This window comes from Rhodoferax sp. GW821-FHT10B06 (assembly GCF_059415605.1).
This window is the reverse complement of the sequence record NZ_JBWKNO010000014.1, coordinates 1-20683: the sequence shown is the minus strand read 5'-3', so window position 1 is coordinate 20683 and position 20683 is coordinate 1. Positions and strand designations below refer to the sequence as shown.

The following is a 20683-nucleotide window of genomic DNA, read 5'->3' as shown; positions in this document are numbered from 1 at the left end:
GTAACCTGTTGAATATGGACTTCTAGCGGCAGTTTTCAAGCCACCCTCGCCGCCTAAACCGCAGCAGGGCAGAAAAGATGCATCCACCCAGGACGCAACACTTCGTCTCAGGCCTTCTTAGCGGCTTCGCGGTACACCAGGAGCGGCGGCTTGTTCTCGTCAATTGTGGATTCATCCACAACAACCTTGTCCACATTGTGGTTGGTGGGCAAATCAAACATCGTATCGATGAGCGACTGCTCCAGTATCGAGCGCAAACCACGCGCCCCCGTCTTGCGCGCCAGAGCCTTCTTGGCAATGGCTTTCAAGGCAGATGGGCGAATTTCCAAATCCACACCCTCCATGGCCAGCAACTTGCTGTATTGCTTCACCAAGGCGTTCTTGGGCTCCGTCAGGATCTGAACCAGCGCGTCTTCACTTAGTTCCGCCAGGGTGGCCACCACAGGCATACGCCCGACCAGTTCGGGAATCAAACCGAACTTGATCAAATCCTCCGGCTCCACCTCGCGAAACACCTCGGTCAGGCTGCGTTGCTCCTTGCTTTTGACAGTAGCGCCAAAGCCAATACCCGAGGATTCGGTGCGGTTACCAATGACTTTTTCAAGTCCAGAGAAAGCGCCACCCAGAATAAACAGAATATTGGTCGTATCGACCTGCAAAAAATCCTGGTTAGGGTGTTTGCGCCCACCCTGCGGTGGCACGCTGGCCATCGTGCCTTCGATAAGCTTCAGCAAGGCCTGCTGCACGCCTTCGCCAGACACATCCCGGGTAATGGAAGGGTTGTCCGATTTGCGCGAAATCTTGTCGATTTCGTCGATATACACAATGCCGCGCTGGGCACGCTCAACTTCGTAGTTGCAGCTTTGCAGCAGCTTGGCCACGATGTTTTCCACGTCTTCACCCACATAGCCGGCCTCCGTCAGCGTAGTCGCGTCCGCCATCACAAACGGCACATCCAGCATGCGCGCCAATGTTTGCGCCAGCAAGGTCTTCCCGGAACCCGTGGGGCCGATCAGGAGAATATTGCTCTTGGCCAGCTCGACATCGTCCTTCTTGGCACTTTCCTTGTGGCGCAGGCGCTTGTAATGGTTGTAGACCGCCACAGCCAAAGTCCGCTTGGCAACATTCTGGCCAATGACATAGTTATCAAGGTTGTTCTTGATATCCAGCGGCGTAGGCAGCGCAGCTCCGGCCTCGCGAGACTCGGTCCCGGCGGGCAGCTCATCACGAATGATGTCGTTGCACAGGTCGATACATTCGTCACAAATGAATACCGACGGTCCTGCGATCAGCTTCTTGACTTCATGCTGGCTTTTGCCACAGAAGGAGCAGTACAGAGTTTTTTCGCTGGAGGAGCCTTTTTTTTCGGCCATGGAGAAATGCCTTTTCAGTCGTTGCTGAATGATAACCAAATAAAAACGGCGCTTTCCTTTCCAGAAAACGCCGTTAGGGGCCGCAAAGCCTCTTGTTTTACGCTCAGGGCCGCTTGCTGATCACCTCGTCCACCAAGCCATAGGTCTTGGCTTCATCGGCAAACATGAAGTAGTCGCGCTCCGTGTCGCGCTCGATCTTCTCGATGGGCTGACCGGTGCGCTCCGCCAGGATGCGGTTCAACTGGTCCCGGGTTTTCAAGATGTCACGCGCATGAATTTCGATATCAGTGGCCTGACCTTGCGCGCCGCCCGAAGGTTGATGGATCATCACACGCGAATTTGGCAAGGAGAAACGCTTACCCTTGGCACCAGCCGCCAGCAAGAACGCGCCCATACTGGCAGCCATACCCACGCACAAAGTGGACACATCAGGCTTGATGAACTGCATGGTGTCGTAAATCGCCATACCAGCCGTCACGGAACCGCCAGGCGAGTTGATGTAGAACGAGATGTCCTTGTCGGGATTTTCACTTTCCAGGAACAGCAGCTGCGCCACCACCAGATTGGCGGTCTGGTCATTGACCGGGCCGACCAGGAAAATCACGCGCTCCTTGAGCAGGCGCGAATAAATATCGTACGAACGTTCACCACGCCCCGACTGCTCGATGACCATGGGCACCATGCCAAGGCCTTGAATTTCTTGTGTGCTATTACGGATGAACATGGTGTATTTACCTTATTGAAGAGCCATCACAAATAAATAAGGGCTTGCGCCAGAAACACAAGCCCTCTTTGTACCAAATCCGGCAGCAGACTAGTTCTGACCCATCAGCTCGTCAAATGCAACGGCCTTGTCAACGACCTGGGCCTTGCCCAGAACGAAGTCGGTCACATTGCTTTCAATCACGATGGCTTCGACTTCGGCCAGACGCTGGTTGTCGCTGTAGTACCAACGCACGACATCGGCTGGCTTCTCGTAGCTGGAAGCCAGCTCTTCGATATGGGCCTTGATTTGTTCCGTCGTGGCTTGCAGAGCATTGCTGCGAACTAGTTCTGCAACCACCAGGCCCAGACGCACGCGACGCTCCGCCTGGGGACGGAACACGTCATCAGGGATCGGCGCCTTGTCAGCGTCCTTGATGCCGCGTTGCTTCAGGTCAGCACGTGCGGACTCCACCATGCGGTTCAGTTCCGACTGCACGCTGGCGTTTGGCAGATCGAGTTCAGCCTTGGCAATCAGCGCATCCATCACGGCTTGCTTGTTGCGCGCCAGCACGCGGAATTTGACTTCGCGCTCGAGGTTCTTGCGGATATCGGCACGCAGACCTTCGACGGTGGCGTCGGCGATGCCCAGCGACTTGGCCAAAGCCTCATTCACTTCTGGCAGGTGGGCAGCTTCGATCTTGTTGACCGTAACCATGAAGTCAGCTTGCTTGCCAGCCACGTCCTTGCCATGGTAGTCGGCAGGGAATGCCAGAGGGAAAGTACGGCTTTCACCGGACTTCATGCCACGCACGGCGTCTTCGAATTCCTTCAGCATCTGGCCTTCGCCAACCAGGAATTGGAAGGCTTCAGCCTTGCCGCCCTGGAAAGTTTCGCCATCGATCTTGCCTTCGAAGTCAACAGTCACGCGGTCACCATCTTCAGCGGGGGCATCGGCCGCGCGCTGTGCGAAGGTGCGGCGCTGTTTGCGCAGAATTTCAACCGTCTTGTCGATCGCGCCGTCGTCCACAACGGCGGAAATCTTTTCCACCTGGGCCGTTGCCAGATCACCGATCTTGACTTCGGGGAACACTTCGAAGATGGCGTCAAAAGCCATTTGACCTTCGGGGGATTGTTCGTTTTCACTGATACGGGGCTGGCCGGCCACACGCAACTTGGCTTCATTGGCAGCAACAGCAAAAGCCTCGCCCACCTTGTCGTTCATCACTTCGTAATGCACGGAATAACCATAGCGCTGCGCCACCACGTTCATGGGCACTTTGCCTGGACGGAAACCGTCCATCTTGACAGTGCGCGCCATCTTCTTGAGACGGGTAGCCACTTCGTTCTGGATCACTTCCACTGGCAGGGACAACGTAATCTTACGTTCCAGCTTTTCAAGGGTTTCAACAGTAACTGCCATCAGGGTCTCGTATAAAAAAGTGTGGTGCGCGGGGGGGGACTCGAACCCCCACACCATTGCTGGCGTCAGGACCTAAACCTGGTGCGTCTACCAATTTCGCCACCCGCGCAAATACAGAACTAAACAGACGACTAAACAAGGCACCCAATAGCGCATCGCATAAAACCGTCTGCTGGAAATCGGTCAGCCCTCTATTTTAGCGCGCTTCAAACCCGATTTTTAGCGTGCCCCGGAAACCGCCGTTGGGCGGTTCAAGGGCGGCCTTCGTGGCTTGCTGGGCGCTTCACCCGGAACCAGGCGGCATACATGGCAGGCAAAGACAGCAGAGTCAGCACCGTTGCCACAATCAACCCGCCCATGATGGCGACCGCCATGGGGCCCCAGAACACCGAGCGCGATAACGGAATCATGGCCAGCACGGCCGCTGCGGCGGTCAGCACAATCGGCCGCAGACGCCCCACGGCGGACTCGACGATAGCATCCCAGGTCGGCACGCCACGGGCCCGCTCATGCTCAATCTGGTCGATCAAAATCACCGAATTTCGCTGGATCATGCCCATCAACGCGATCACGCCCAACAAGGCCACGAAGCCAAAAGGACGTCCCAGCGCCAGCAGCGCACCCGCCACGCCGGCAATGCCCAGCGGACCGGTCAAAAACACCAGCATGGCCCGGCTGAAGCTCTGCAGTTGCAGCATGAGCAAGGTAAACGTCAAAAACAGCATGACAGGGACGCCCGCCACGATGGAATCCGAGCCCTTGCTACTCTCCTCCACTGCACCTGCCACCTCAATGCGGTAGGCAGTCAAGCCCTTGGCCGCCCATTGTGCTTCCAGCTTTTTCAATGCCGGCAGCAGCTCGTTGGTGACCGTGGCACCCTGCAATCCCTCGGGAATATCTGCCTGCACCGTGATAGCGAAGTCGCGGTTTTCACGCCACATCACACCCGGCTCCCAATCGAACACGGGCTGGGCCACCTGTAGCAAGGGGACGGATTGACCCGTCGCCGTGGGCAAATAAGCATTGCCAATATCGGTGATGACGCTGCGCTCGTCCAAGGGCTGGCGCATGACAATGTCGATCAGCTTGTCGCCCTCACGGAACTGCCCGACCGTGGTGCCGCTCAGAATGGTCTTGGCTGCCTGCGCAATGGACTGGCTGCTCACACCCAGCGCCAAAGCCTTGGTCTGGTCGATCTGCAAACGCATGACCTTGACCGACTCATTCCAGTTGTCATTCACTCCGCGCGTATTGGCGCTCTCGCGCATCACCGCCTTGACCTCGTCCGCGCGCAAGCGCAAAACCTTGGGGTCGGCACCGACAACTCGGAACTGCACCGGATAGGACACCGGTGGGCCGGTGGACAAAAGCTTGGTGCGGCCCCGGACTTCCGGGAATTCGGCGGCCAGCAAAGCCGGCAGCTTGGCGCGCAGAATTTCGCGCTGCTGCAGGTCCTTGGACATAAGAAGGAACTGCGTCACGTTCGTCTGGGGAAATATCTGGTCCAGCGGCAAGAAGAAGCGCGGCAAGCCCGAACCGACCCATTCGGTCACCGTGCTCACACCCGGCTCCTTAAGTAAACGGGCTTCCAGGCGCTTGGTGGTCGCCTCGTTGGCCGCGAAAGAAGTGCCCTCGGGGAACCAGATGTCGATCAATATCTCCGGCCGGCTGGAATCCGGAAAGAACTGCTGTTGCACCCGCCCCATGCCCACAATACCCAGGGCAAAAATCAGCAGGGTGGCCGCGATCGTGAGCCAGCGGTGCAGCACGCACCAATGCACCAGGCGACGAAAACGGTTGTAGAAGGGCGAGTTGAACGTTTCATGAACGACAGGCTCCTCACCCGACTGCGCAGCTTGAACGTGCGGCGGGGCCTTGAGCAGCAACACCCCCAGGTAGGGCACGAAGTACACCGACACCACCCAGCTGATCAGCAAAGCCAGCACGGTCACGGCAAAAATGGCAAAGGTGTATTCACCCGTGGTGGACTTGGCGATGCCAATGGGCAAAAAGCCGGCCGCCGTGATCAACGTGCCTGTCAGCATGGGCATGGCGGTAATCTCGTACGCGAAGGTGGCCGCGCGCACCTTGTCGTAGCCCTCCTCCATCTTGCGCACCATCATCTCCACGGCAATGATGGCGTCGTCCACCAGCAGACCCAGCGCAATGATCAGCGAGCCCAGCGAAATCTTGTGCAGACCGATTCCCCAGTACCACATGCCCAGAAAGGTCACGCCCAGCACCAGCGGAATGGTGATGGCCACCACCAAGCCTGGCCGTATGTCCAGGGTGTAGCTACGCCAGAATGGGTGGCTGCCAGGACGCTTGTGCAGGCCCAGGCTGATGAAGCTGACCGCCAGCACGATCACCACGGCTTCGACCAATACGTGGATGAACTCGTTGACCGAAGTGCTCACCGTCTTGGGTTGGTCCTGCACCTGGGCCAGCAACACGCCAGCGGGCAAATTTGCACCAATCTTCTTGACGGCAAGGTCCAAGGCCTTGCCCATGGCAATGATGTCCCCACCCTTGGCCATGGACACACCCACGGTAATCACCTCCTTGCCCTGGTGGCGCACCTTGACGCTCGGCGGATCTATATAGCCACGACGGACATCGGCAAGATCCCCCAGGCGGAACTGGCGACCGGACGCCACGGCCGGCCGGATAGGCATGGCGCGTAACTGGTCCAACGATGCAAACTGCCCGGCCACGCGCACCTGCACCACGTCCAGTGGGGTCTGTACCGTGCCGGCGCTCTCCACCGCGTTCTGCTGGCCCAGCTGGGCCAGCACCTGGTTCAAATCCAGCCCCAGCTGGGCCAGGCGCTTTTGGGATATCTCGATGTAAACCTTCTCATCCTGCACACCGAAGAGATCCACCTTGGCCACGTCCGGTACGCGCAGCAGTTGCTGGCGCACATCGTCGGCAAAATCCTTCACCTCGGCGCTACTGAAGCCATCCGACTCCAGCGCGTAAATCACGCCATACACGTCACCAAAATCGTCATTGAAAAACGGCCCCTGCACACCGGGCGGCAAGGTGTAACGCATGTCGCCGATCATCTTGCGCACGACGTACCAGCTGTTGGTGACGTCATTGCCGCGGATTGCCTCCTTCACATAAAAGATGATCTGCGACTCGCCCGGCTTGGAATAGCTGCGAATCTTGTCGGCATACGGCACCCCCTGCAGGGTGCGCTCCAACTTGTCTGTCACCTGCTCGGCCACCTGCTGGGTCGTCGCCCCGGGCCAATAGGTGCGCACCACCATTGCACGGAAAGTAAAAGGCGGGTCCTCATCCTGCCCCAGCTGGAAATAGGAGGCAAAGCCCAACACCATCAGCACCACCATCAGGTAGCGGGTCAGCGCCGCGTGCTCCAGCGCCCATTTGGAAAGATTAAAGCCCGGCTTGGCCGGAGTGGAATTGTCGGCTTGTGTCATCTAAAAACTCACTTGGCCGCTGAAGCCGACAGGGCCGCAGGAGCTGCACTTGCTGCAGAATTCATAGCTGCTTGCGCACGTATATCCTGCGCTACAGGCTCTTTTGGCACATAAACCGAAACCTTCTGCCCCGGGGCCAGCACATGCACACCGGCCGTCACCACCTGCATGCCCGGCGCCAGGCCGCTGGCCAGCACCACCTCGTTACCGTCGGCCGTGGCCACCACCACGGGCTGCGACTTCACCGTCATGCTGGCGGTATCCAGCACCCAGACCGCCGTGCTGCCATTGGCTTCCTGCTTGAGGGCGCTGGTGGGCAGCTTGATCACCGGCACGCCACCGCGGGTCAGCGATGCCAGCACCACCGATACCGTGGTACCCAGGGGCGGCGCCGTCTGCGCATCGATCGCCACCTTGACCAGGAAGGTCCGGGTCGCCGGATCGGCACTGGCCGCCACCTCACGCACCGTACCGGCCAGCTTGGTGTCTGAGGACCAGACCCGCACCTCCACGGCCGAGCCCAGCTTGACGCTGGCTACCCGGTCCTCCGGCACCGAGAACACTACGTCACGCGCACCGTCCCTGGCCACCTTCAGCACCGGCGCGCCGCCGGCCACCACTTGGCCGGGCTCGGCAGACACCGCTGTCACCACGCCAGCCACATCCGACACCAGGCGGGTGTAGGCCGCCTGGTTGCCCTGGGAAGAGAGCTGCGCCTGGGCCTGCTCCACCTGGGCCTGGGCAGCCTTGAGCGTGCTGTCGCGCCGCTCCAGCTCGGCGCTGCTGATGAAGTTCTGGTCCTTCAGCTCCTTGTAGCGCTTGTAGTCGGCATTGGCCAGGTCGCGGTTGGTGGTGGCCGCAGCCACCTGGGCGCGGGCGGCATCGGCCGCCAGCTTGTAATCCTGCGGGTCCAACTGGGCCAGCACCTGGCCCACTTTTACGCGCTGGCCCAGCTCGGCCTGGCGCTGGAGGATCTTGCCCGCCACCCGAAAGCCCAGCACCGACTCCACCTGCGGCCGCACCTCGCCCGCGAATTCAAACTGGGCCCCCATGTCACCCAGCGCCACCGTCATCACCTTGACGGCGCGCACCGGCTCGGGCGCCGACTGGGGCTTGGAGCAAGCAGCCACCAGCAGGGCCGCAGCGACCCAGATGGCGCCCATGCGGAACGACGGACGCAAAACATGCGACGAAGAAGAATGCTGGGGCATAACAAACCTACTGAAAACTGCGGGGGGATTGAATTACTGACTGACTGGTTAGTAATTTATGGGAATGGGGCCAGCATGTCAAGCGACAATCCGGGCCGTGAAAGCCCTAGACCCATCCCAAAATGCTACCCCACAAACCACCAGCCACTACGAAAACTTCCCCGTAGCGTCCATCCTGTGCCCAGCCCGGCTGCGCCCGCCCATCGCGGCGATCTACTGGTTCGCCCGCACCGCCGACGACATTGCCGATGAAGGCACGGCCCCGCCACCGCAGCGCCTGGACGACCTGGCCGCCTACCGCGCCGATCTGGCCGCCGTGGCCGCGGGCCGCGCACCCTCGCCACGCTGGCAGCGGGTGTTTGTACCGCTGCAAGCCGCCATGGCGCAATTCGCCCTGCCCGAGCAGCTTCTAGCCGACCTGCTCAGCGCCTTCACCCAGGACGTCATCAAGACCCGCGACCAGGCCGGCTACGCCGACCGCGCCGAACTGCTGGACTACTGCCAGCGCTCCGCCGCCCCGGTAGGCCGCCTGCTGCTGCATCTGTATGGTGTGAACGATGCCACCTCCTTGCAGCACAGCGATGCCATCTGCAACGCCCTGCAGCTGATCAACTTCTGGCAGGACCTGAGCCTGGACCTGCCGCGCGGCCGCTACTACCTGCCGCAAGACCGCAGCCTACACCACGGCGTGGACGCGCAAGCCCTGCAGCAAAACCCGCAAAGCCCCGCGCTCACCGCCCTGACCGCCGAAAACGTGGCCTGGGCCCGCGCGCTGATGGCCAGCGGCGCCCCGCTGGTGCACCGCGTGCCTGGCCGTGCCGGCTGGGAGCTGCGCCTGGTGGTGCAAGGCGGCCTGCGCATCCTGGACAAAATCGAGGCCCTGGGTTTCGCCACCCGCCATATACGGCCAAAAGTCAGCGGCTGGGACGTGCCGCTGATGCTCTGGCGTGCGCTTTGGATGTAACAATACAAACAACTAAACACCAATCCCACGCCGCGCACGATATACCTGCTTCCAGAGATACCGCAAAACCGGCTGTGCCGGGCTGCTGGTATCGCCCCCAGCACTTCGCATCGATTTCTCAAACCGATGCGAGGGGGGTTGGCGAAGACACGAAGTGCGCAGCCTGGGGGTGAGCCCCAATTTATGACCCCCGAGCAATACGTCCAAGAAAAAGCCGCCTCGTCCGGCAGCAGTTTTTATTACGCCTTCCTGTTCCTGCCCAAGCAGCGGCGGGCCGCCATCACCGCTTTCTATGCCTTCTGCCGCGAGGTGGATGATGTGGTGGACGAAACCACCGACCCCGGCGTCGCCGCCACCAAGCTGGCCTGGTGGCAGACCGAAGTGAGCAGCGCCTTTGCCGGCAAACCCACCCACCCGGTGATGCAGGCCCTGATGCCGCTGGCGGCCGAGTTCAAGATCGAACCGCGCCATCTGCACGCCATCATCGATGGCTGCCAGATGGACCTGGAGCAGACCCGCTACCTGGACTTCCCCGGCCTGCAGCGCTACTGCCACCTGGTGGCCGGCGTGGTGGGTGAGGTGTCGGCGCAAATATTTGGCCAGACCGACCCCGCTACCACCCAGTACGCCCACACCCTGGGCCTGGCCTTCCAGATGACCAACATCATCCGCGACGTAGGCGAAGACGCCCTCATGGGCCGCATCTACCTGCCGGTGAACGAGCTGCAGCAGTTCGACGTAAAGGCGCATGAAATCCTCAAGCGCACCTATTCCGAGCGCTTCGTCGCCCTGATGCGCTTCCAGGCCGAACGCGCCCACGGCCTGTACGAACAGGCCTTCGCCATGCTGCCCGCCGCCGACCGCCGCGCCCAAAAGCCCGGCCTGATGATGGCCAGCATCTACCGCACCCTGCTGCGCGAGATCGAGGCCGACAACTTCCAGGTACTGCACCAGCGCGTCAGCCTGACGCCGCTGCGCAAGCTATGGCTGGCGTGGAAAGTCCAGGCGCTCAACAAATTATGAGTCTATGAACACCCCCAGGCTTGCCCACTGCGTGTGGCCTCCAACCCCCTTGCAGGGGGCGATACCAGCAGCCCGGCAAAGCCGGTTCTGCGGTATCTCGCGAATGGGCCAGGCGCAGCTTTTACCGACTTTTAGACTGTGAAGATCGCCATCGTCGGCGCAGGCTGGGCAGGCTTGGCCGCCGCCGTCACCGCCACCCAAGCGGGCCACCACGCTACAGTTTTCGAAGCATCTCGCGCACTGGGTGGGCGCGCTAGAGCCCTGTTTGACACAGAAAACCCGGACGGCCTGGACAATGGCCAGCACATCCTCATTGGAGCTTACGCCGAGACCCTGCGGCTGATGCAGACCGTGGGCGTGGATGCAAACGCCGCCCTGCTGCGCCTGCCGCTGACCCTGCTGTTCCCCGACGGCCAGGGCCTGCGCCTGCCCAGCCTGCCCGCGCCCTTCGACGCCATGGCGGGCATCCTGTGCGCACGCGGCTGGGGCTGGGCCGACAAGGCAACTCTGCTGCGTACCGCCGTGGGCTGGCAGTTAACCGGCTTCCGCTGCCGGGCAGAACAGTCGGTGGCCGATCTGTGCGCACCACTCACACCGCGCGTCACGGCCGAGCTGATCGAGCCGTTGTGCGTGGCCGCGCTCAACACCCCGGCAGCGCAATCCAGCGGCCAGGTGTTTCTGCGGGTGATCAAGGATTCGCTGTTTGGCGCACCGGGTGGATCGAACCTGCTGCTGCCCCGGGTGGACCTGGGCGCCCTGTTCCCCCTGCCCGCCGTGGACTGGCTGCAGCGGCATGGCGCCAGCGTTAAAACCGGGCAGCGCGTGCACCACATTGCCCCCGAAGGCAGCCAATGGTGGGTGGATGGCGCCGCCTTCGACCACCTGCTGCTGGCTTGCCCACCCTGGGAGGCCGCACGCCTGGTCGCGGCCAGCGGTATCGCGGGTACAGCGGCCGATGCCTGGCTGCAACACACCCAGGCCCTGCAGTTTGAGGCGATAGCCACCGTCTACGCCCATAGCGGCACGCGGCTGGCCCAACCCATGCTGTCGCTGCGCGGCGATGCTTCAAACCCTGCCCAGTTTGTGTTTGACCGCGGCCAGCTTGGCGGCCCGGCCGGCCTGCTGGCCTTTGTGGCCAGCGCCAGCCAGGGCGACCGGCAAGCGCTGGAGGATGCGGTCATCGCCCAGGGCAAGGCGCAGCTGGGTCTGCGCGATCTGCGCCCCCTGCGCACCGTGGTGGAAAAACGTGCCACCTTTGCCTGCACGCCCGGTCTGCAACGCCCGGCGCAACACATTGCGCCTGGTCTGGACGCCTGCGGTGACTATGTGGACGGGCCTTACCCCGCAACGCTAGAGGGCGCGGTGCGCAGCGGTGTGGCGGCTGTGCAGTCACTGTCCACTAAAACCTGAACTGACTTAGGCGCGTTCCTTGTACTGGTCGCGCAGGGCCTTGATCTGGTCGTGGTTTGCCTGGGTACCCCTCATCTGGCGCTCAACCAGTACGCGCACGTCGTTCGGCAGCACGTGCTTCATCGCCTTACGGTAGTGCGCCAGGGCCATGTCCTCGCCGCGTTCGCATTCATCGAGGATCGCGTAGTCGCTGTTACCGCTGAGCAGGCCACGCACAGCCGCCCAGCCGCGCTGCACGGCACCACCGGCGGTACCGCCTTCTTCCGGCGTGCCGCCGAGGTCCAGCACCTGCGCATACAGCTCCAGCGCCGCCGACGTGCACTCCTTGGAACGCTGCTCAAAAATGGCTTTCAGCTCGGGGTTGGACGTGCGACTGGCACAGGCGTTAAAGCCGTATTCACCGTCGCGACAAGTCTCCAACAGCTCGTTGAGCGTGGAAACCACGGCTTGATCGATATCGGATGTGGTTTGCATACTTGACTCCTTAGGGAAATGGAACACATAGGACCGACTCGGCCCATGGAGTCCATCTTGGACCTGTTGGCGGCCGATGTACGTCAGCCATACAAGTGCATGCCCGTAGGAGGATGCCCCGCATCCCGGCGGTCAAGAGCAGCCAAATAGCTATAAATTAAATAGCCACCTGCGCAGCTGGGATGTGCGTAAACGCCATTATTTTCATTATTTTTTCTGCGGCAAATAGGCCGTGGCCTCCACCTCCACCAGCACCGCGTCGCTGGGCAAAAAGCGCGACACCTCCACCACGGTGCTAACCGGCGGCTCGGTGAAAAACTGGCTGCGCACGCGGTTGTAGCGGGGGTAGTCGCGCAGGTCGCGGAAGTACTGCACCAGCTTGAATACGTCGGACATCTGGCCGCCCTCGGCCTCGATCAGCTGGCGGATGCGCTCCAGCACAAACCAGCTCTGCGTCAGGATGGGCGCCTCGAAAATGTCCACCGACATCTGGCCGGTTTCGCCCAGCTGGGCCCGTACGGCGGGCGGCACGTCGGCATAGCTGGACACCACCTTGCGCGCCACCGGGTCCACCGCGATCACGCCGCTCATGAAGATGAAATCACCCACGCGTTTGCAGGCGGCATAGTTGGCCAGCGGCTGGCCTATGGGTTGGCTGGATGTAGAGGTGTTGCTCATGGCATGGCTCTCAAGGTATGCGCCACCCGCTGCAGAAAGCGGCTGCAGTCCTCGCGAGTGACGTGGTTCATGTTGTACATCTGCAGCCAGGTGGTGCGACAGCGCAGGGCAAAGGTGGCGCGCAGGCCGCGCAGAAACAGGCGCCGCCCGGGGTTGCCAATGGCGAACAACCACCAGCGTGGCGAGCCGCTGGTGGTCACCACCGTCAGCCGGCGGATGTGGCGCATGCCGGCCTGGGCCGGCAGCCCCTTGGACTTGGCCGGCAAAAAGGCCACGCCCGGCAGCCAGACACGCTCCAACCAGCCCTTGAGCATGGCCGGCGGGCCGTAAAACCAGGTAGGGAAGACGAACACCAGGTGCTCAGCCCAGCGGATGTTGTCCACATGCTGGGCCACCCGCGCCTGCAGCAGGCCGGTGTTATCCAGATAGGCCACGCGCTCCTCGCAGCTCATGACGGGCTGGAAGTTCTCGGCATACAGGTCGGTACGGCGCATTTCGTGACCGGCCTCGCTCAGCGCCTGGCAGGTGGTATGGAACAGAGCCGTGTTGAAGCTCTGCGGATTGGGGTGGCAATGGACAACCAAGGTGCGCACGGCAAGATAACCATTCACGCTGGGCCAGCAAGCTGGGGCCCAGGCCAGGCCTGGCGAGGCGGTGAAGAAACCGGGTACCAGCCCATCGCCAGGCAGGTGGCCAGTACCCGGTAAGAAAAAAACCTTAGCCGCCCAGCGCCTGCCCGCCACGCAGCACCGTGCGCTGGCGCGCGCGCGGGGTCAGCAGCTCGTAGCCGCTGCGCGCGGCCAGCACCACCAGGTCGGCCGGGCAGCCAGGGGCGATGCGGCCGTCCCAGGCCAGGCCCAATGCCGCAGCCGGGTGGGTGGTGATGCTGGCCAGCCAGTCCTGCGCCGGCGCCAGGTGGGCCATCTGCACGCCCAGGGCAAAGCTGTCCAGCATGTCGTAGCTGCCATAGGGGTAAAACGCGTCTGCTACGTTATCTGTAGCTATGCACGCAGGTATTCCGTGCGCCACAGCCTCTTTTAACCTTGTAATTCCACGCTCCACCGGCGTGCCGTCCCAGGCGCCTTGCAGGTACAGATTGGTGGTGGGCAGGGCCACTATGTGGATGCAGGCCTGGGCGCACAGAGCGAGCGTGTCCTGCGCCTGGGCCACGGGCTGGGCGGACAAGGAACACACATGGCCGCACACCACCCGGCCCTGCAGACCGTAGTCCAGCGTGAGCTGCGCAATGCTGTGCAAGCCGGTGGCGTCTGCGTCCAGGCCTTCGTCCACATGGAAGTCCAGCGCCAATCCGTATTGCCGGGCCAGCGTGAACACGCGCTGCAGCTTGGCTTGCAAGTCGGCATTGCGGTAGACAAAAGCTCCCAGCACGCCACCGCCTGTACGTACGGACTGGGCGATGGCATCGCCCGTGGCGGCGTCGGCAAACAAGTCCAGCGGGGTCAGCGACACCCATTGCAGATCAACGCGGCCACGCCAGGCAGCCTGCACTTGGGCGAACACCGGCAAGGCGGCAGGCGCTGCGGCCTGCTCCCAGTTCAGGTGCGTGCGCATGGCACGGGTACCGCAGGCATAGGCCTCCTGCAGGGCACGCTCCATGCGCGGCTGCAGCGTGGCCACACCCTCGTCTGCCATGAAGCGGCCCATGCGGGTAATGGCGGTCATCAGGTCGCCCTCGGCGCCGCCTACGGACTCGACCGCGTAGTTCTTATCCAGGTGCACATGGGCATCAACGCAGGCGCTGAGCAACATGCCCTGGGGCGGGCCGGCCACCGGGGTGATCGCAGCCACCACAGCGCCCTGCAGGCTGATATCAAAAGCCTGGTCGGCGGGCGCGTCGGACGCGAAGCCGCGCAGGCACAGAGGGATGGCAAGGCTGTGGAGCTGCATACGGCTACAGCGGCAGGCCGTGCTGTGGGCGCAAGGTGTCCAGCGGCAGGCTGGAAACTTCTTGCAGCATGCGCACTAGCTGCTGGGCGGCGGCCTCGATCACGCGCAAGCCCTTGTCGGCCGTGGCCAGCGTGGCGTTGCCGGCGGCGCCCATGGGGTTGTAGTCCTGGATCTGCCAGGCCAGCTTGGCGCTGCGGCCATCGCCCACCAGCGGGTAATCACGCGCGCGCTGCTGGGCGCTGGAGACAAAGTCGCGCGCTTGCGCCATGTCCACGTATTCGGGGCGGGTGGCCAGCAGCATGGAGGTTTCCATGTCGCCAGCGTGGATGCCGAAGCGGTGCTCCTCGGGGCTGAACAGCGACTCCACCTCGGCCGGCAGCGGCAGACTGAACCAGTTGCTGCTGAACACCTGCATGCCGTGGCGCACGCGCAGGTCGCGCGCCACGATGTCCATCACCGTGATCTGACCGCCGTGCGAGTTGAACAGCACCAGCTTGCGGATGCCGGTGCGCGCCACGCAGTCGCCCAGCTCCATCCAGACGCGGATCAGCGTCTCCACGCCCAAGGTCAGCGTGCCCGGAAAAGCCTGGTGCTCATTGCTCTTGCCGACCTGCTGGGTGGGCAAGAACAACACGGGCAGATCGGCGGGCAGCTGGGGCACGGCGGCGGCGATCACGCTGTCCACAATGGTGGTGTCCACGCTCACCGGCAGGTGCGGGCCGTGCTGCTCAATGGCAGCCACCGGCAGCACCGCCACCACGGAACCCACATCGGCCGAGGCCTGGATGTGCGCGAAATCGCGGGTCGTCAAATCGGCCCAGAACGCTGACTTCAGCTGCATAGAGACATTCCCTTTTGTCGATTTAACACGTACTCAGGCCCGCGCCATGTCGGGTGTCCAGCCACGGGTCTTGCCGGGGTTCATCAGGCCATGCGGGTCGGCTTCTTTCTTGAAATCGATCTGCGCCGTGTCGATGACCTTCATGCCGCCGTCTTCGATGGTGTAGACATGGTTGTCAAACACCGCACAGCCATCGGCCTCGAATTCGGCAATGATTTCGTACAGCCGTTCGCGGTCAAAGTAGGCCACCAGCGGCAGGCCGAACACCACAGGGCCGTGGCGGTCGCGGCCAAACTCGTGGTGCATCAGCACCTCGTTGTCCCAGTGCTGCATCTGGCGCTCGATCAACGCCACATCCAGCGGCCAGGCGTGGACGGTTTGCAGATTGGTCCAGCTGCGGTCGTGCCGCAAGGCCATCAGCGTGGTGTGGTTCCAGCCGCATTCAAATGCCGGTATCAGCTTCTGCGCGGTCAGCGCCTCTTCGGTCAGGGCCATGGTTTCCACGCCACCGTGCTGCGCCACCGTGGCGCGCCAGCGCTCCAGGTAGTCGGGGTGAACCATGGAGAACACGGCGTCCCGGTCAGCCGGGAAACGCGCGCCAAAGGCCTCGGCGTAGTACGGGGCAAAGCGCCGCTCCACCGCGGTGATGAGAAAGGCGTCGAGCACATCGGCCTGGGGTGGCCCGCCGTCCAGCGGCACGGTCTGCGCCAGGGCTTCGGTCGCGGCCACGCCCATGCGCAGGGCCTGGCTATAGCTTTCAAACAGGGCGATGTGGTGCACCCATTCCACGGCGGGCTGCAGGCCCAGCGTGAGGGTGGTGACGATGCCATTGGTACCAAAGGCGTGGTGCACCTTTTGAATGTCCGCGCCCTGCAGCGTGACGACGCGGGGCTCGGCCTCCACCGTCACCACGCGTACCTGGGTTACGTTGCCGGGGTCTTTCAGGATGCCGTTGCGCGCCGAGCCCACGCCGCCGTAGCCGCCGCCGATGAAGCCGCCAATGGTGGCGATGTCACGCGTGCTGGGGTACATCAGCAATTGCTGGCCGCCGGGCACACAAGGGTCCGCATGCACGGCCTGCTCCAGGTCCAGGATCAGGATGCCTGCCTCGCACTGCACCTGGCCGGGGCGGATGGACAGCACACGGTTCAGCCCGGTCATGTCCAGAATCACCCCACCCTCCAGCGGCACACATTGGCCGTAGTTGCCAGTGCCGCCGCCGCGCAGCGTGAGCGTGATGCGGTGCCGCGCCGCCGCACTGGCCACGCGAATGACCTCGACCTCGTTCGCAGGCTTGACCCAGACCTCGCCTAGCTTGTCGCCCAGCGCCTCTTGAAGCAAGGGGCTGTACCAAAAGTAATCCTTGCTCTTGGTGCCAAGCAGGCCGGGGTTCTGCGACTGCTCGATGCCGGCAATATCGGCCAGGAAAGCCGTCAACGAAGCAGCGATAGAAGTGGCCAGAGTGGGGCTGGGCATGGGCGTCTACATCCTTTGTACAACAAGGGCTGGGGGCAATTTACCTCAGCCATGCAACTTTCAGACCAATTGGTCAAACTCATCAGTCACATTTATTTTGACCCCGCTGCGGCCAGCGCCCTACGTACACTCGGCCCACCTGAACGAACCGATTTCAACAGCTGTCATCCGCGCATGAGCCCACCTTCCTCCCCCTCTTCCGCAACCCGGCCCGGGCGCGCGCAAATCATGGCGCAGATCCGCGAGGCAGCGATTGCCGAGTTCAGCCTGCACGGCTTCAAAGGCGTGTCCACCCAGATGATTGCCCAGCGCGCGGGCATCACCAAGCAGCAGCTGCACTACTACATCAAGGGCAAGGAGCATTTGTACGAAGAGCTGCTGTTTGGTCTGTTAAAAAACTGGACCGATGCCTTCACCTTCGACCACCAGACCGAAGACCCGCGCCACACCCTGGCCCACTACATCCGCACCAAGCTCGATTACGCGCTGGACCAGCCCGAGCTGTCGCGCCTGTTCACCAATGAGGTGCTCAGCGGTGGCACCAATTTGGAGAAATACTGGCCAATAGCGGTGCGCGACACGAACAAGGCAGTCGCCGCCATCCAGCACTGGATGGACCGCGGCCTGATGCGCCGCATGGACCCGCATCTGCTGCTGATGCACATCTGGGCCATGACCCAGCACTATGCCGACTACGGTGTGCAGGCCCGGGTGATGCTGAGGCTGGAGGCCGGCGCCGCCCTGCCGCGCGAGCAGATCGCCGACGAGCTGGTAAACCTGGTTTTATTGGGCTGCGGTCTGCCGGCGCTGTAAGCCGCCAAGAAGGCGTAGCACGCCACCGGCAGTGGCTTGGCACATGTTTTGCGTAATTTGTCCAAGTGGTCAAACCGTCCAGTCTCTGGCGCGAATGACGCTTGCACCGGTTTCTCAACCCACTGCCACGACGGAGTCTTACCCATGTCCCTCGCACGCCGCACCTACCCACCCGCCCTAAGCCGCTTATTCGCCACCGCCCTGGCCTGCATCGCCTGCGCCCCCGGGCTGACCCAGGCCCAGAGCACCGAGAAGTTCATCTACATGACCGACTGGTTTGCCCAGGCCGAGCACGGCGGCTTCTACCAGGCGATTGCCGACGGCACCTACAAGAAATACGGGCTGGACGTGACCGTCAAGATGGGTGGCCCGCAGGTCAACCAGATTCAGATCATGGCCGCCGGCCAGGCCGACTGCGTGATGGCCTCCAGCGACTTCCAGGTCATGCAAATCCGCGAAAGCGGTGTGCCCATCGTGGCCGTGGCCGCCATGTTCCAGAAGAACCCGCAGGTCTTCGTGGCCCATGACGATGTGAAAAAGATGGAAGACCTGAAGGGCAAGACGCTGCTGATCTCGTCCACCGCAGGCCGCGACTACTGGGCCTGGGTCAAAGCCAAATACGGCCTGACTGACGCGCAGACACGGCCCTACACCTTCAACATCCAGCCCTTTCTGGCCGACAAGAACGTGGCCCAGCAGGGTTATTTGACCTCCGAGCCCTATGCCATCCAGAAGGCCGGCGTAAAGGCCACCACCCTGCTGTTCAGCGACTTTGGCTACCCCGCTTACTCCACCACCATCTCCTGCATGGAGAAGACGCTGAAGGACCGCAACAAGGCCGTGGCCGCCTTCGTTAAAGGCTCGGCCGAAGGCTGGAAGAACTACCTGAAAGACCCGGCCCTGGGCAACGCCCTAATCAAAAAAGAAAACCCCGACATGACCGATGACCAGCTGAGCTACAGCGTGGCCAAGCTGAAGGAAACCGGCCTGGTCACCGGTGGCGACGCGGCCACGCTGGGCATAGGCGTGATCACCGATGCGCGCGCCAAGGCCAGCTACGACTTCCTGGTCGGCGCCAAGCTGCTGGACCCAGCCAAGGTGCCGCTGGCCAAGGCCTACACCACCGAGTTCGTCAAAGACCTGAAGGTCATGCCCTAAGCGGCGTAGCAGCAGTACCCCCGCCCCCACCATGACGAACATGCCACCACCCGTGCCCACGCCCGCCATCCCGGCCATCGAGGTGTTGTCCGCCGAGATGGTCTACCCGAACGGCACGCGGGCCCTGCAGCCGGTACAGCTGAGCGTGGCCGAGGGTGAATTCGTCACCCTGCTTGGCCCCTCGGGCTGCGGCAAAAGCACGTTGCTGAAAATGGTGGCCGGCCTGCTGCAGCCCAGCGATGGCCGCCTGTTGCTGTGGCGCAAGCCGGTGGACCAGATGCACGGCAGCGCGCACAAGCTGGCCTTTGTATTCCAGTCACCCACGCTGATGCCCTGGGCCAGCGTGGCCACCAATGTGCGCCTGCCGCTGGACCTGGCCGACGTGCCGCGTGCCCAGGCGCAAGAGCGGGTGGACGACGCCCTCGCTTTGGTCGGCCTCAGCGGCTTTGCCCAGGCACTGCCGCGCACGCTTTCGGGTGGCATGCAGATGCGCGTGTCCATCGCGCGCGGCCTGGCCACCCAGCCCGACCTGCTGCTGATGGACGAGCCCTTTGGCGCGCTGGACGAAATCACCCGCCACAAGCTGGACGCCGAGTTGCTGGAGCTGTGGCAGAAGAAAAAGCTCACCGTGGTGTTCGTCACCCACTCCATCCACGAAGCCGTGTTCCTGTCCACCCGCGTCGTCATGATGGCGGCACGGCCCGGCCGCGTGGTGGAGGAATTCCGCATCGACGAGCCCTATCCGCGCAAGGCGGACTTCATGGTCAGTCCGCAATTCAGCCGCTATGCCCAGCAGCTGCAGCACAGCCTGCTGCGCGCCAGCGAGGAGACCGCATGAAACCCACGCCCCTGCTCATGCGCGCCAACGTGCAGCGCGTTGCGTACCCCGGCATCATCGGCATCCTGGTGCTGGCCCTGTGGGAGGGTCTGGTAGTGGGGCTGGAGCTGCCACCCTACCTAATACCGTCGCCCTTCCTGACCCTGCAGACCCTGGTGAGCGATAGCGCCGTACTGTTCGGCGCCCTGCTGGTGACGCTGAAGATCACGCTGCTGTCCTTCCTGATGGCCGTGGTGCTGGGCGTGCTGGTGTCGTTTGTGTTTGTGCAGAACAAGGCCATCGAGACCGCGCTGTTCCCGTACGCCGTGCTGCTGCAGGTCACGCCCATCGTGGCCATTGCGCCGCTGATCATCATCTGGGTAAAGGACCCCACGTTGTCCATGGTGTTATGCGCCACACTGGTGGCCCTGTTCCCCATCATCAGCAACACCACGCTGGGCCTGCGCAGCATCGACCCCGATCTGCAAAGCTACTTCCGCCTGAACCATGCCAGCCGCTGGAAGACCCTGGTCCGCCTGCGCATCCCCAGCGCCCTGCCGTATTTTTTTGGTGGGCTGCGCATCTCCAGCGGCCTGGCGTTGATAGGCGCAGTGGTGGCCGAATTTGTGGCCGGCACCGGCGGCACCGGCGGCGGCCTGGCCTACCAGATCCTGCAGGCGGGCTTCCAGCTCAACATCCCGCGCATGTTTGCCGCCCTGCTGTTGATCTCGCTGACCGGCATAGCACTGTTCGCCACCATGGCCTGGGCATCGCAGCGAACCCTGCGCGGCTGGCACGCCAGCGAAAACCCTGGTAGTTGAACTGCGCGCAGGCGGCGGCCCATGCCCGCCCGGAAACGAAAGCGCCACAGCGCAGACCTCCCCCTTTTTAGGGACAAGCGGTTACAGCTGCTTTCGTAAATTGCCTAGGCGCACGGGATAGGGGCGCATTTCGCGGCAAACTGCGGCC

Annotated in this window: 18 protein-coding genes and 1 tRNA gene; 7 read left to right on the top strand and 12 right to left on the bottom strand. The window is 62.7% G+C overall.

What is annotated here, in order from left to right; all coding sequences use genetic code 11:
* Nucleotides 1-107: 107 nt before the first annotated feature.
* From clpX to AC07O2_RS19170, 6 genes are all read right to left on the bottom strand, one after another.
* Nucleotides 108-1373, bottom strand: a complete 1266-nt coding sequence (clpX, locus tag AC07O2_RS19195; protein ID WP_495077343.1) for an ATP-dependent Clp protease ATP-binding subunit ClpX — start codon at nucleotides 1371-1373, stop codon at nucleotides 108-110.
* 103 nt (nucleotides 1374-1476) lie between these two features.
* Entirely contained in the window at nucleotides 1477-2097 is a 621-nt protein-coding gene (gene clpP / locus AC07O2_RS19190) for an ATP-dependent Clp endopeptidase proteolytic subunit ClpP (protein WP_490593529.1), read from the bottom strand.
* 90 nt (nucleotides 2098-2187) lie between these two features.
* Nucleotides 2188-3498 carry a trigger factor gene (gene tig, locus AC07O2_RS19185; protein WP_495077342.1) on the bottom strand — a complete coding sequence of 437 codons (1311 nt, stop codon included), beginning with the start codon at nucleotides 3496-3498 and terminating at the stop codon, nucleotides 2188-2190.
* A gap of 22 nt (nucleotides 3499-3520) precedes the next feature.
* A tRNA-Leu gene (locus AC07O2_RS19180) sits at nucleotides 3521-3607 on the bottom strand.
* Nucleotides 3608-3749: 142 nt separating this feature from the next.
* On the bottom strand, nucleotides 3750-6941 hold the full coding sequence (locus tag AC07O2_RS19175) for an efflux RND transporter permease subunit (RefSeq protein ID WP_495077341.1): 3192 nt from the start codon (nucleotides 6939-6941) through the stop codon (nucleotides 3750-3752).
* An 8-nt stretch (nucleotides 6942-6949) separates the two neighbouring features.
* Complete coding sequence (locus AC07O2_RS19170; protein WP_495077340.1) at nucleotides 6950-8152, bottom strand: efflux RND transporter periplasmic adaptor subunit; 1203 nt, start codon at nucleotides 8150-8152, stop codon at nucleotides 6950-6952.
* A 97-nt stretch (nucleotides 8153-8249) separates the two neighbouring features.
* Here AC07O2_RS19170 and hpnC point away from each other — a divergent pair, with 97 nt between their 5' ends.
* The 3 genes from hpnC to hpnE all read left to right on the top strand — a co-directional run bounded on the left by hpnC (nucleotide 8250) and on the right by hpnE (nucleotide 11549).
* A complete protein-coding gene (gene hpnC / locus AC07O2_RS19165; RefSeq protein WP_495077339.1) occupies nucleotides 8250-9116 on the top strand; it encodes a squalene synthase HpnC in 867 nt (288 codons plus the stop codon).
* 183 nt (nucleotides 9117-9299) lie between these two features.
* The gene (gene hpnD, locus AC07O2_RS19160) at nucleotides 9300-10139 is read left to right on the top strand and encodes a presqualene diphosphate synthase HpnD (protein ID WP_495077338.1); all 840 of its coding nucleotides are present in this window, start codon (nucleotides 9300-9302) and stop codon (nucleotides 10137-10139) included.
* 138 nt (nucleotides 10140-10277) lie between these two features.
* Nucleotides 10278-11549 carry a hydroxysqualene dehydroxylase HpnE gene (gene hpnE / locus AC07O2_RS19155; protein WP_495077337.1) on the top strand — a complete coding sequence of 424 codons (1272 nt, stop codon included), beginning with the start codon at nucleotides 10278-10280 and terminating at the stop codon, nucleotides 11547-11549.
* A gap of 6 nt (nucleotides 11550-11555) precedes the next feature.
* Here the strand turns inward: hpnE and AC07O2_RS19150 are convergent, their stop codons facing one another.
* The 6 genes from AC07O2_RS19150 to AC07O2_RS19125 all read right to left on the bottom strand — a co-directional run bounded on the left by AC07O2_RS19150 (nucleotide 11556) and on the right by AC07O2_RS19125 (nucleotide 16926).
* The gene (locus AC07O2_RS19150; RefSeq protein WP_495077336.1) at nucleotides 11556-12023 is read right to left on the bottom strand and encodes a ferritin-like domain-containing protein; all 468 of its coding nucleotides are present in this window, start codon (nucleotides 12021-12023) and stop codon (nucleotides 11556-11558) included.
* A gap of 207 nt (nucleotides 12024-12230) precedes the next feature.
* A complete protein-coding gene (locus AC07O2_RS19145) occupies nucleotides 12231-12701 on the bottom strand; it encodes a RidA family protein (RefSeq protein WP_495077335.1) in 471 nt (156 codons plus the stop codon).
* Complete coding sequence (locus AC07O2_RS19140; RefSeq protein ID WP_495077334.1) at nucleotides 12698-13294, bottom strand: NAD(P)H-dependent oxidoreductase; 597 nt, start codon at nucleotides 13292-13294, stop codon at nucleotides 12698-12700. The genes AC07O2_RS19145 and AC07O2_RS19140 overlap by 4 nt, the downstream gene beginning before the upstream one ends.
* Nucleotides 13295-13418: 124 nt before the next feature.
* The gene (locus AC07O2_RS19135) at nucleotides 13419-14609 is read right to left on the bottom strand and encodes an amidohydrolase family protein (protein ID WP_495077333.1); all 1191 of its coding nucleotides are present in this window, start codon (nucleotides 14607-14609) and stop codon (nucleotides 13419-13421) included.
* Between the two features lie 4 nt (nucleotides 14610-14613).
* On the bottom strand, nucleotides 14614-15450 hold the full coding sequence (locus AC07O2_RS19130; RefSeq protein ID WP_495077332.1) for a creatininase family protein: 837 nt from the start codon (nucleotides 15448-15450) through the stop codon (nucleotides 14614-14616).
* A gap of 33 nt (nucleotides 15451-15483) precedes the next feature.
* Nucleotides 15484-16926, bottom strand: a complete 1443-nt coding sequence (locus tag AC07O2_RS19125) for an FAD-binding oxidoreductase (RefSeq protein ID WP_495077331.1) — start codon at nucleotides 16924-16926, stop codon at nucleotides 15484-15486.
* Nucleotides 16927-17100: 174 nt separating this feature from the next.
* On the opposite strand from AC07O2_RS19125, the gene AC07O2_RS19120 reads away from it, so the two are divergent.
* The 4 genes from AC07O2_RS19120 to AC07O2_RS19105 all read left to right on the top strand — a co-directional run bounded on the left by AC07O2_RS19120 (nucleotide 17101) and on the right by AC07O2_RS19105 (nucleotide 20535).
* Nucleotides 17101-17739, top strand: coding sequence for a TetR/AcrR family transcriptional regulator (locus AC07O2_RS19120; RefSeq protein WP_495077330.1), 639 nt, complete (start codon nucleotides 17101-17103; stop codon nucleotides 17737-17739).
* 144 nt (nucleotides 17740-17883) lie between these two features.
* Entirely contained in the window at nucleotides 17884-18897 is a 1014-nt protein-coding gene (locus AC07O2_RS19115) for an ABC transporter substrate-binding protein (protein WP_495077329.1), read from the top strand.
* Between the two features lie 40 nt (nucleotides 18898-18937).
* Nucleotides 18938-19735 carry an ABC transporter ATP-binding protein gene (locus AC07O2_RS19110; RefSeq protein WP_495077455.1) on the top strand — a complete coding sequence of 266 codons (798 nt, stop codon included), beginning with the start codon at nucleotides 18938-18940 and terminating at the stop codon, nucleotides 19733-19735.
* Nucleotides 19732-20535: an ABC transporter permease gene (locus AC07O2_RS19105; RefSeq protein ID WP_495077328.1), complete on the top strand. Its 804-nt coding sequence runs from the start codon at nucleotides 19732-19734 to the stop codon at nucleotides 20533-20535. The genes AC07O2_RS19110 and AC07O2_RS19105 overlap by 4 nt, the downstream gene beginning before the upstream one ends.
* Nucleotides 20536-20683: the final 148 nt, after the last annotated feature.